8 protein-coding genes are annotated in these 12,531 nt (G+C 70.4%); 7 read left to right on the forward strand and 1 reads right to left on the reverse strand.

Annotated features, from left to right (window positions below; genetic code table 11):
* Positions 1-18: 18 nt before the first annotated feature.
* The 6 genes from RS83_RS03385 to RS83_RS03410 all read left to right on the forward strand — a co-directional run bounded on the left by RS83_RS03385 (position 19) and on the right by RS83_RS03410 (position 9,864).
* Positions 19-1,533 (forward strand): glycoside hydrolase family 43 protein, encoded by a 1,515-nt coding sequence (locus RS83_RS03385; RefSeq protein WP_045278102.1) that lies wholly within the window; start codon positions 19-21, stop codon positions 1,531-1,533.
* The gene (locus RS83_RS03390) at positions 1,530-4,313 is read left to right on the forward strand and encodes an alpha-L-rhamnosidase (RefSeq protein WP_052678813.1); all 2,784 of its coding nucleotides are present in this window, start codon (positions 1,530-1,532) and stop codon (positions 4,311-4,313) included. Before RS83_RS03385 ends, RS83_RS03390 begins: the two co-directional genes overlap by 4 nt.
* A gap of 14 nt (positions 4,314-4,327) precedes the next feature.
* Complete coding sequence (locus tag RS83_RS03395) at positions 4,328-6,118, forward strand: DUF5605 domain-containing protein (RefSeq protein WP_045278103.1); 1,791 nt, start codon at positions 4,328-4,330, stop codon at positions 6,116-6,118.
* A complete protein-coding gene (locus tag RS83_RS03400; protein ID WP_045278104.1) occupies positions 6,115-6,897 on the forward strand; it encodes an SDR family NAD(P)-dependent oxidoreductase in 783 nt (260 codons plus the stop codon). Before RS83_RS03395 ends, RS83_RS03400 begins: the two co-directional genes overlap by 4 nt.
* A 126-nt stretch (positions 6,898-7,023) precedes the next feature.
* A complete protein-coding gene (locus tag RS83_RS03405) occupies positions 7,024-9,333 on the forward strand; it encodes an Ig-like domain-containing protein (protein ID WP_156153101.1) in 2,310 nt (769 codons plus the stop codon).
* 90 nt (positions 9,334-9,423) lie between these two features.
* Complete coding sequence (locus RS83_RS03410; protein ID WP_045278106.1) at positions 9,424-9,864, forward strand: hypothetical protein; 441 nt, start codon at positions 9,424-9,426, stop codon at positions 9,862-9,864.
* Positions 9,865-9,874: 10 nt separating this feature from the next.
* On the opposite strand, the gene RS83_RS03415 is transcribed toward RS83_RS03410, so the two are convergent.
* A complete protein-coding gene (locus RS83_RS03415) occupies positions 9,875-11,266 on the reverse strand; it encodes a helix-turn-helix domain-containing protein (protein WP_045278107.1) in 1,392 nt (463 codons plus the stop codon).
* A 116-nt stretch (positions 11,267-11,382) separates the two neighbouring features.
* Here RS83_RS03415 and RS83_RS03420 point away from each other — a divergent pair, with 116 nt between their 5' ends.
* Entirely contained in the window at positions 11,383-12,480 is a 1,098-nt protein-coding gene (locus tag RS83_RS03420) for an alcohol dehydrogenase catalytic domain-containing protein (protein WP_045278108.1), read from the forward strand.
* The last annotated feature ends 51 nt before the right edge of the window (positions 12,481-12,531 follow it).

A 12,531-nucleotide genomic window follows, 5' to 3' on the forward strand; every position in this document is an offset into this window, starting at 1 on the left:
ACGATCGGAACCTGCTCCATGACCACGCTGTACAACCCGCTCCTCAACGGCTTCCACCCCGACCCCTCGGTCGTGCGGGTGGGTGATGAGTGGTTCCTGGCGACCTCCACGTTCGAGTACCTCCCCGGCATCCCGATCCATCGCTCGCGCGACTTCGAGACCTGGGAGCTCATCGGGCACGTGGCCACGCGTCCTGGTCAGCTCGCGGTGGAAGGCGTCCCGACCGCCGGCGGCGCGTGGGCGCCGACCATCCGGTACCGCGACGGCGTGTTCCACCTCGTCATCACCGACGCGATGGGGCGGGGGATGCTGCACTTCACCGCGACGGATGCCGCTGGGCCGTGGAGCGACGGAGACCTCATCCTGCAGCAGGACGGCTCTGGGTCGATCGACGGCATCGATCCGGACATCGCGTGGGGCGACGACGGCACGGTGTACATCACGTTCTCGGGCCTGATCCTCGGTGGCGACGGTGCCGGGCAGCACCTCGGCATCCAGCAGGTCCGGGTCGACCTCGACCGGCACATCGCGCTCGAAGAGCCGCGGTCGGTCTGGTCGGGCACTGGCGGGCAGTTCCCCGAAGCCCCGCACCTGTACGCGGTCGACGGACGCTGGTACCTCATGATCGCGGAGGGCGGCACCGAGCGCGGTCACGGCATCTCGATCGCACGCGGCGACTCGCCGGATGGCCCGTTCGAGACGGCGCCGCAGAACCCGCTGGTCTCGGCGAGGTCGACGATCCGGCCGGTCCAGAACACGGGCCACGGCGATCTCGTGATCGGTCCGGACGGCGACTGGCTGTGCGTGCTGCTGGGTGTGCGTCCGCGGAGCATGACGCGTGCGTTCTCCGCCCTCGGGCGCGAGACCTTCGTGACGACCGTGCGCTGGGAGGCGGACGGATGGCCGGCCATCGATCCCGTGCTGCTGAACGCGCGACCCGGAACGCGCGTCGACATCGACTTCTCGACGCAGCGTGCGCTGGACGGCGAGTGGATCGCCGTGCGGACCACGCCCGAACCGGTCGCCGACCTCACCTCGCGAGCCGATGCCCTCGTGCTGCACGGCGATGGGCGCACGCTCGACGATCCGCATCCGACCTTCCTCGGTCGTCGTCAGGAGCACCTCACGAACTCGGTCACCGTCACGATCGATGTGAGCGCGGGCGTCGGCGGTCTCGCCGTGCGCTACGACGAGCGCTTCCACGTCGAGGTCGAGGCAGGTGCCGGCCGGGTGGTCGCGCGCGCCGTGGTCGCCGACCTCGTGCAGGAGTGGACGGTGCCGCTGGCCTCAGACGTGCTCGAACTGCACATCGACTCCCGGCGGCCCGCCGGCGGCAGCGGCTTCGTGCGAACCTCCGACGAGTTCCACCTCGGCATCACGGTCGACGGCGAACGGTCGGAGCTCGCGACGGTCGACGGACGGTTCCTGTCGTCGGAGACCACCGAATCGTTCACCGGCCGGGTGATCGGCCTGTACGCGGTGACCGGCGATGTCGTCGTCACCCGTTGGACCGCGGAAGGCGACGACGAATGACCGGGCACGCGCGCATCGCGACACTCAGGGCAGAGCTGCGGGACGACACCTCGTTCGTCGCGACGCCGACACCCCGGGTGAGTTGGACGGTCGTCGCCGAGGAAAACGGCTGGATGCAGGCATCCGCCGAGCTCTCCGACGGGAACCGGAGCATCACGATCGAGGATGCCGAGAGCGTGCTGGTGGCCTGGCCGTTCGAGCCGTTGGTGCCAGGGGAGATCAGGAGCGTTCGCGTGCGCGCGCAGTCCGTCGGCGGTGCACGCACGGACTGGAGCGAGCCGCTCGCAGTCGAGGCAGGGTTCCTCGCGGCGGGGGAGTGGATCGCGCTGCCGATCGGTCTCGCCACGCCCGAGCGCGAGGCGCAGCCGGCTGTCGTGCGCACGGCCTTCACGATCGACCGTCCGGTCGAGCGCGCGCTGCTGTTCTGGACCGCGCTGGGCGTCGCGGAGCCCGCGATCAACGGGACGGCCGTCTCGGACGACGTGCTCGCACCGGGATGGACCGCCTATCGCGACCGACTCGTGCACGAGACCGTCGACGTCACCGCCCTCCTGCACGAGGGCGACAACCTGCTGAGCGCAGAGATCGCCGGCGCCTGGTACACCGAGAAGTACGGGTTCTACACGTTCACGAACCGGCTCTACGGCACGCAGCCGTCCTTGCTCGCGCAGCTGCGGGTCGTGTACACCGATGGCAGCACCGAGACGCTGGCGGCGACCGGAGACGGCTGGGAGGCCGCCGGTGACGGACCGGTCGTCGACAGCGGCGTCTACCCCGGCGAGCACCAGGACCTGCGGAAGACGGCGTCAGCATGGTCGCCGGCCAGGGTCGGCGCCGCAGCACTGCCGGGCTACGAGCACATCCCGGTACCGGAGGCGCGCATCGCGCCCCCGGTCCGGCGGACGATGACCCTGCCCGTCGCGGCCGTGCTCGACACGCCATCCGGCGGTCGCATCCTCGACTTCGGCCAGAACCTCGTCGGGCGCCTGCGGATCCGTGCGCGCGGCGCAGCAGGGTCGCGGCTCGTCGTGCGTCACGCCGAGGTGCTGGAGGACGGCGAGCTCTCGCTGCGTCCGCTCCGCAATGCCGCGGCGACCGCGACGTTCGATCTCTCCGGCTCGGACGACGTGCTCGAATCGCGGTTCTCCTTCTACGGCTTCCGCTACGCGCAGCTGACCGGCATCGACGTGTCGCCGGACGACGTCGAAGCCGTGGTGCTGCACACCGACATGACGCGCACCGGGTGGTTCGAGGCATCCGATCCGCTGCTCGACCGCCTGCATGAGAACGTGCTCTGGGGCATGCGGGGCAACTTCCTCTCGATCCCCACCGACTGCCCCCAGCGCGACGAGCGGCTGGGGTGGACGGGTGACATCCAGGTCTTCACGCCGACCGCGAGCTTCCTCTACGACTGCAATGCCTTCCTCACCTCCTGGCTGCGTGATCTGCGCGTCGAGCAGGCCCGCGCCGGCGGTGCCGTGCCGCTCGTCGTGCCGGCAGCGCTGCCGAACTTCGGGGCCACGGACGGCGCGACGCCCGCCGCGTGGGGAGACGCGGCGACCGTCGTGCCCACCGTGCTGTTCGAACGCTTCGGCGACGTCTCCGTGCTCGCCGCGCAGTACGGCAGCATGCGCGCGTGGGTCGACACCGTGCTGCGTGACGCGGGGGACGACGGTCTGTGGGCTGGACGGATGCAGCTGGGGGACTGGCTCGACCCTGCGGCGCCGGCCGACAAGCCCGGTGCGGCGAGGGTCGACTCGGACATCGTCGCGAGCGCCTATCTCGCCCGATCGCTGCGCCAGGTCGCGGATGCCGCGGCGCTGCTCGGTCACGCCGACGACGCGGCGCGCTACGCCGCACTCGCTGAACGCACCCGTGCCGCATTCGTGGCCGAGTACATCACCCCCTCCGGGCGCATGATGAGCGACGCCGTCACCGCCTACGCGCTGGCGCTGGAGTTCGATCTGGCGACGGACGAACCTCAGCGACAGGCGCTCGGCGATCGGCTCGCCGCACTCGTGCGCGAAGGGGGCTATCGCATCGCGACGGGCTTCGTCGGCACGCCGCTGGTCGCCGATGCGCTCACGAACGCAGGACACCTCGATGCGGCCGAACGGCTGCTGCTGCAGACCGAGTGCCCGTCGTGGCTCTATCCGGTGACGCAGGGAGCGACGACCGTCTGGGAGCGATGGGATTCGCTCCTGCCGGACGGTTCGGTGAACCCGGGCGAGATGACCTCGTTCAACCACTACGCGCTCGGCGCGGTCGCCGACTGGCTGCACCGCACCGTCGCAGGGCTCGCCCCCGCCGCAGCGGGGTACCGACGCCTGCGTATCGCGCCTCGACCCCTGACCGCGCTCAGCCATGCCTCGGCGCGGCACGAGACGCCGTACGGCACGGCATCCGTCTCGTGGCGCCGCGACGGCGGGGAGATCGTCGTGAGCGCCGTCGTGCCGCCGAACACCACGGCCGAGGTCTCGGTCCCCGGCGCCCCGGAGCATGTCGGTGCCGGCACGCACGACTGGCGGTACCAGGCGCCGGGCGAGGCGGTCCGACCGGCACTGCCCGGCCTCGCCGCCTCGCTCGCAGCCGTGATCGACGACCCTCGCGCGTACCGTGCTCTGTTCGACACGCTCGCCGAGGTGTCGCCCGACCGCGTCGACGCCGTCCGCGCCGACACCGTGTGGGGGGTCGGTCGCCCGCTCTCCACCGCACTCATGTTCACCCCTCCGGAGCTGCTCGCCCGCGTGGACGACGCCATCCGCACCGCCACCTCCTGAACGGAAGGAACCCCATGTTCGACCGACGCTCCACCTTCGGCGAGGCCCTCGACAACCCTGGCGCCCGAGCGGTGCTGGAACGCCTCATGCCCGGGATCGCCGCATCGCCGATGGCAGTCCAGTTCCGCGACGGACGCCTCGGCGCCCTCATCGCCCTGGTGCCGTCACTCGACGCGCAGGAAGCCCGCGATCTGCTCTGGGCGGAGCTCGCCGAGATCGGCGACGACGTGGAGCGCGCCCCGTATGCGCCCGCGATCGATGCCGACCCGACGTTCGAGGGATCCGACGTCGAGCGGGCCTCGGCGGCGCTGACGCTGTCGGGATCCGTATCGCGGTGGGATCCGCTCGAGATCCGTCTCGACGGACCGGCGCACGGCAATCCGTTCGTCGACGTCGAGCTCGACGCGGTGTTCACGCGCAACGGTGAGGAGGTGCGGGTGGGCGGCTTCTACGACGGAGGCGGCAGGTACATCATCCGGGCGCTGGCGGATGCCGAGGGCGACTGGACCTTCGTGACGCGCTCGACCGCTCGCTCACTCGACGGCATCACCGGCACCGTCACGGTCACCCCGCCGGCCGAGGGGGCGCACGGACCGGTGCGGGTCGAGGGCTTCCATTTCCGGCATGCGGACGGCACCCGTCATCGTCCGCTCGGCACGACTGCGTACGCGTGGACGCATCAGCCCGACGAGTTGCAGGAGCAGACCCTCGCGACGCTCGCCGAGGCGCCGTTCTCGAAGCTCCGCATGTGCGTGTTCCCGAAGTCGTACCTGTACAACGCCGACGAGCCGGCGGACTTCCCGTTCCCCGGTTCGCTGGCCGATGGCTTCGATCTCGAGCGCTTCGATCCCGAGCACTTCCGCCGGCTGGAGGAGCGGATCGTGCAGCTGGCCGGTCTCGGCATCCAGGCCGACCTCATCCTGTTCCACGCCTACGACCGCTGGGGCTTCGCAGACCTCGGTCCGGCCGTCGATGAGCGCTACCTGCGCTACGTGGTGCGCAGGCTGTCGGGCTTCGCGAACGTGTGGTGGTCGATGGCGAACGAGTACGACCTGCTCTGGGCGAAGGACACGGCGGACTGGGAACGGCTCGCGGCCGTCGTCGGCGAGGAGGATGCCTTCGGGCACCTCAACTCGATCCACAACTGCCGTCCGTTCTACGACTACTCCGCGCCCTGGATCACGCACGTCAGCATCCAGCGCGTCGACGTGTATCGCACCGCGGAGAACACCGACGACTGGCGCGAGCGCTGGGGCAAGCCGATCGTGATCGACGAGTGCGCGTACGAGGGCGACATCGATCAGGGGTGGGGCAACATCACCGGCGAGGAGATGGTGCGGCGGTTCTGGGAGGGCGCCGTCCGCGGCGGCTACGTCGGGCATGGAGAGACCTACCTGCCGTCCGCGCTCGGGCGCGACGACGAGATCCTGTGGTGGTCGAAGGGCGGCGAGCTGCACGGCACATCGCCCGACCGCATCGGGTTCCTCGAACAGCTGCTCGCCGAGGCGCCGGAAGGCGTGTGGGAGCCGCTGCCCGGTGACTGGGACGTGCCATGGGGCGGCGTCGCCGGGCAGGTGCGCATCGGGTACTTCGGGTTCAACCGGCCGAGGTTCCGCAACGTCGTGCTCGACGAGGGGACCTGGGCGATCGACGTGATCGACACCTGGAACATGACCGTCGAACGGGTCCAGGGGGAGCATCCTGCAGGGCCTGTCCGGATCGAGCTCCCAGGGCGTCAGTTCATGGCGGTGCGGGTCACCCGGATCGACGGGGCCGGGGAACAGGGGAAGGACGGCGACGCATGAACGACGCACAGACGGGTCTCGGTGCTCGGCGTCTCGGTGGGAAGACCGCGCTGATCACCGGTGCCGGGGCGGGGATCGGGCGGGCGGTCGCCGAGCGGTTCGCCGCCGAGGGTGCCCGGGTGATCATCGCTGATCGCGATGCGGCCGCCGCGGCATCCGTGGCCGACTCGATCGGCGGGGCCGCGCGCGCCGTGACCATCGACATCTCCGACGAGGCATCCGTCGAGTCCGGTTTCGCGGAGGCGGTCGCCGCCGGGTGGAGCCCGGACGTCGTCGTCGCGAACGCCGGGGTGCAGCTCTTCGGGCAGGACGCGGTGGCCGGCGAGCTCGACCTCGACGTCTGGCGTCGGACGATCGACATCAACCTCACGGGCACCTTCCTCACCGTCAAGCACGCGGTGCGGGCGATGCTGTCGGCGGGAGGCGGATCGATCATCCTCACCGGCAGCCCGACCGGAGTGAACGGCGAGGGCAAGGACTTCACGGCATACTCCGCGTCGAAGGCCGGCATCCACGGTCTGGCCCGCACGGTCGCCGCCGCCTACGCGCCGTCGGGCATCCGCGTGAACACCGTCGTGCCGGCGTATACCGAGACCGGACTGGTCTCCACCATCTCGGGCGACCCCGCATCACGGTCGGCGATCATCGGCCGCATCCCGGTCGGTCGCGCCGGCACTCCGAAGGACATCGAGGGGATCATGGTGTTCCTCGCGAGCGACGATGCCGCGTTCGCGACCGGTGCGCTGTTCGCAGTCGATGGGGGGATGACCTCGCTCTGACCCCCGAATCCCCGCTCTCGAGGCACGCGTGGAGTTCACCTGTGAGCCGCCTGGGAGAAACTTGATGGTTCGCTGTGAGCTGATATATTGCTCAACGTTGTCCATTTATCAATTCGGGGGAGAAACGTGAAGAACACCAGACCACGATGGTTGACGGCTGCGGTCGCAACACTCGGAGCAGGCGCATTGGCCTTCGGAGGAGCGGCTGTTCCGGCCGCCGCGGATGAGGTCCCCGACGCCCCGGTCGAGCTGCAGAGCTCTGCGACGAAGTACGAGCGCGCTGCTGCGCAGACAGGTGACACCCCCGAGGCGATCAAGAAGCTCGAGCAGGCCGGCCTCATCAGCGTCACCGATCAGGGCTTCTTCTTCTACAACGACCAGGCGCACGAATCGGCCGATCTGGAGAACCTGGCGCTTCGTGCCGCGCCCGAGGGTGCGGCCATCCCCGGAACCCCCGCAGGCGGATCCCGTCCCGGCGCGCCGGTCACCGTCTACCTGGACTTCGACGGCGAGACGCTCGAAGGAACCTCCTGGAACGTCCAGTCCAAGATCGAGAGCCTGAACTTCGCACCCGGCGCGCTGGTGACCGACCGCGCGGCCGTCTGGGCAGCCGTCGCCGAGGACTACGCCCCGTTCAACGTGAACGTGACGACCACGCGTCCGAGCGATGACCAGCTCTACAAGACCTCCGCCGACGACAACGTCTACGGTTCGCACGTCATCATCACGGACTCCTACGACGAGGTGCTTCCGGCTGCGGCCGGCAACGGCGGCATCGCCTGGCTCGGCGGCACCGGCTCCGAGTTCCTGAGCGGCGCGCTCGTGTTCACCGACGGCACCGGCGGATCCCCCAAGGCGATCGCCGAGATCGCGGCCCACGAATCCGGACACAACTTCGGGCTCGAGCACGACGGCATCTCCGGTGCCGGCGGTGGCGAGTACTACGCGCCGGAGAACGGCGTGTGGGGAACGATCATGGGCGCCGCGTACTACGTGCCGCTCAGCCAGTGGTCGGCCGGCGGCTACGCCGGATCGACCAACGTGCAGGACGACCTCGCCGCGATCACCAACCGTTCGGCGGCCGCCGCGATCTTCGTCAACGCGACGCTCCCCGACGGCACGCCGTACACCGACTCGGGTGTGTGCGTGCTGTCCGGGAACCCCTCGAACCCGCAGCCCGGCGACGTCTTCTTCGCGCTCGGCCTGAACGGCGACTGCGAGCCCGAAGGACCTCAGCTCACGCTGAACTTCTCATACGCCGATCGTGCCGACTACGCTGCAGACGCCGTCGGAAACACGCCGGCTGCGGCGCAGGCACTCGACAACGCCGATGGCACCTTCGCCGCGGCTGAGGTCATCGTGCGCACCACCGACGTCGACGTGTACGCCGTCACGACTGCCGGTGGCACGCTCAGCGCAACCGTCGAGGTCGCCGACATCTCGCCGAACCTCGACGCGAAGCTGACGGTGACGGATGCCGCAGGCACCGTCCTCTCGACGAACGACCCCGCCTCGGCTCGTGTCTCGGCCTCGGTGGCGAGCGGCCTCGGCGCATCGGTCTCCGTCGCCGACCTGGTTGCGGGAACGTACTACCTCTCGGTCGAGGGCGTCGGTGCGGGTGACCCCGCGTCGGCCACTGCCGACAACGCCAACGGCTACGCCAGGTACGGCAGCCTCGGCAACTACACCCTCTCCGGTTCAGCCGAGGCGTTCGACTCCGCTCCCCTCGTGATCACGGCCCCGACCAACGGCTCGGCCGTCACGGGTGGCGAGGAGATCGAGGTCACCGGCACGGCGACGCCGAACGCGACCGTCACCCTGTCGGTCGGCGGCACGGTCGTCGACACGGTCACCGCCGACGACAGCGGCGCATGGACCGGTACCGTCACGGCGAACCAGTTCGGCAACACCGAGATCGTCGCAGCGCAGACCGTCGGCACGATCGTCATCCCCGGCATGCAGTCCGTGACCGTCGTCGCCCCGGCGGCGCCGATCGCGGCACCGGCGATCACCGGCCCGACCTCCGGGTCGACCGTCGATGACACCACGCCGACCATCTCCGGCACCGGCGTCGCAGGCGCCGTGGTGACCGTCACGGTCCGCAACGCCGCCGGCGCTGCGGTGGCGACCGTGCAGACCACCGTGGCCGAGAACGGCACCTGGTCGGTCGCAGTGGCATCCGCCCTCGCGAACGGCACCTACACCGCGTCAGCGGTGCAGAACCTCGGGACCGAGATCTCGGAGATCAGCAACACCGTCACGTTCACGGTCCAGGCGGCGCCTGGCACCGGTGGCGGCGGTTCGGACGGCAACCTCGCCTCGACCGGTCTGGGCTTCGACGCCACGCCGATCGCCGGCATGGCCGTCGTCCTGCTCCTCATCGGTGGCGGCGTCATCCTCTACGCGCGACGCAAGGCGCTGTCGCTCGACGCCTGACCCGCACTGAGGTCTGGATATCGCGGGGCGGGGATCATGATCCCCGCCCCGTTTCCATCCCCGTTCCCACAGCCACGAGAGGAGCCGAACATGAGCGAGTCACTCGGACGACCGAGCAGGAGACGTCCCCTCATCATCGCGACCGCCATCACGGTGGTCGTCGCGGTCGGCATCCTCACCGTCGGCGTGCTGGCGATGAACCAGGGGAGCGCAGAGCCAGGTGCGGATGCATCCGCGTCGCCGCAGGCCACGGCAACCCCGACCCCGACCCCGACCCCGACCCCGACCGATTCCGACGACAGCACTGAAGGCGGCACCGTGGAACCCACACCGGCATTCGGATCCGTCCTCCCCGAGGCCATGGGCGGGCAGCGGGCGATCGACGCGCTCGGCGACGACCTCGAGGCGGTCGCCGCCCGGAACGGGAAGACCGTCGAGGAGCTCACCGAGCTGCTGCTCCGCGACGCCACGGCGAAGATCTCCACGAACGGGTTCATCGTCTACAGCGACAGCTTCGAGAACGAGGAGTAGCCCGCAGACGCTACGCGTGCGCCCGCAGCGCCAACCACGCGGCCGCTCGGTCGTCGGCGCTCGACATCGAGAGCCCGGTGATGTGCTCGATGCGTCGCACGCGCGCGGCGAGCGTCTGCCGGTGCACGCCGAGGCGCGCGGCCGCGGCGCCCCAGGCTCCGTTCTCGGTCAGGAAGCCCCGCAGCGTGTCGACGAGATCATCGTCGCGCAGCGGCTCGATCAGGGCGGCCAGGCGTCGTGCGTCAGACGGCGCGAGCCGGTCGAGCACGAGGTCGATGGTCGGCATGCTGCGATAGCGCACCACGGCGCGGACCTCGGCGACGGCGACGTCATGGGCGCGGCGCGCCTCTTCCGCCGAGCCGGCGAGCGCGTCGACCTGGGCGGGGGAGCCGAGGCCGAGATGCAGCGGGACCGAGAACGTCGTGGCGCGTCTGGCGAGCTCCTCGGTGTGCTCCTCGCGTGCGAATCCCGACACCAGGCCGTGCGCTGCGGTGAGCAGGTGCGGGGCGCCGAGGTCTTCCAGCCAGTGCACGACCACCCGCTCCGCGTCGACGCTGGATGACCGCGCCGACAGGGTGAACGCGGCCAGCGAGCGATCCCGTACGCCCCACTCCTTCGCCAGCGCGAGGGCGGTCGGTCCGCCCTCTTCGAGCACCCGCATCATCGTGGCCCGACCGAGTCGCTCGGTGCGGCTGCCGTCATGCGTGCGCAGCAGCAGATCCAGCAGCGCCGCCGCCTGGGAGCTCAGGTCCCGCGCTCGGCTGGTCGATCCGCTCCGAGCGGTCACGACGAGGAACGCGGACATGTCTTCATCGGTACCGACCGGATGCACCTGCAGCGCTCGACTCCGCACCCGCACCGGCCGGTTGAACGCGACGGCGACGGCATCCCCGATGTGCAATGCGCCGGCGCCGGCCGAGGCGATCGGCTGCGCATCGCGATCGAGCAGCACGGCCCAGCCGTCGAGCCGTCTGGCGAGTTCGGCCACCACGCCGGCCACGCCGCTGCGTCGAGCTGCGAGCGCGAGCACCTTCGTCGCGGCGAGCACCGCACGGTCCTCTGCTGCGGCATCCGTCGCCAGCAGGGCCTGCAGCGTGGGCAGCACCACGACCGGTTCCAGGTCCGGATCGATGATCGCGGTGACGCCCTCCGGCACGACCTCGAGCGGCCCCGTCACCACGGCGACGGCGAGACGCAGCTGCTCGCGGCGGTCGCTGCGGTCGAGCGCCGACGCGATCTCGTCGGGATCACCGACGACGAGCGTCGCGAACTGCGGGTGCGGCACGACCGCGAAGTCGGCCAGCGGGACGACGCTCGACACGGGCGCTTTCGGCCCCAGCGTGCCGCCGTCGACCAGGGTCGCACCGAGCAGGCGCGCGATCGATGCCAGGTCTCGCGTCATATCCGCAGTATAAGGAATGTCGAGTGCTGGCAGTGAAGATCATCATTTCGATGAATGACACGGGTGTGCCCGCGTTTCTACGATGAAGCCCGACCGACACGAACGAAGGGGGCCACATGCGGGCCATCGTATTCCGCGACACCGACAGTCCGATCGAGCACACCGAGGTGCAGCTCGCGCCGCCGGCTGCCGGAGAAGTGCGCGTGAAGATCGCCGCCGCGGGCGTCTGCCATTCCGACCTGCACGTCAAGCGGGGGGAGTGGACCGCAGCTGCGCCCATGGTCATGGGCCACGAGGGCTCCGGTGTCGTCACCGAACTGGGCGATGGTGTCACCTCGCTCGCCGTCGGCGATCACGTCGTGCTCAGCTGGGTGCCGCCGTGCGGCGAGTGCCGCTACTGCCGCTCCGGTCACGAGGCGCGCTGCCAGAAGGTCGCGACGGTCGTCGCCCCGCTCGGCGTGCTCTTCGACGGCACGTCGCGACTGAGCAAGGACGGCGAGACGATCCACCACTACCTCGGCGTCTCCTCGTTCGCCGAGGAGGTCGTGGTTCCCGCGTCGGGCGCCATCAAGGTGCGCGATGACGCGCCGCTCGACGTCATCGCCGTCGTCGGCTGCGCTGTGGCGACCGGCGTCGGCGCCGTGATGAACACCGCCGGGGTCGAACCGGGCGCCCTCGTCGCGGTGATCGGCTGCGGCGGCGTCGGCCTGAATGTCATCCAGGGCGCACGCCTCGCCGGTGCCGAACGCATCGTCGCGATCGACGTGCGCGAGGACAAGACCCGCCTCGCCGCGCAGTTCGGCGCCACGGATCAGATCGTCGCCCCCGACGGCGACGCAGTCGCGCAGCTGCGGGCCCTCCTCCCTGACGGCGTCGACTACGCCTTCGACGCGATCGGCCGCACCGTCACCACCGAGCAGTCGATCGAGATGCTCGGACTCGGCGGCGCGGCGGTCATCGTCGGCCTCCCCCCGACCGGCGCCCGCGCCTCGTTCGAACCGCTCGTGCTGGCCGAGGCCGACCAGCGCATCCTCGGCTCGAACTACGGCTCGGTGCGTCCGGCGATCGACATCCCCGCCCTCGTCGACCGCTACATGGACGGCCAGCTGATCCTCGATCCGCTCATCTCCTCGCGCCGCCCGCTGGTCGAGGCTGCAGAGGCCTTCGCCGAACTCGAGTCCGGCCAGGCGCTGCGCACCCTCCTCATCCCCTGATCGACCCAGTGCGCCACCCTCCCTGCACCACACCTCACAGCACCACTCCGA

The organism is Microbacterium oxydans (assembly GCF_000956525.1).
Taxonomy (GTDB): domain Bacteria; phylum Actinomycetota; class Actinomycetes; order Actinomycetales; family Microbacteriaceae; genus Microbacterium; species Microbacterium oxydans_A.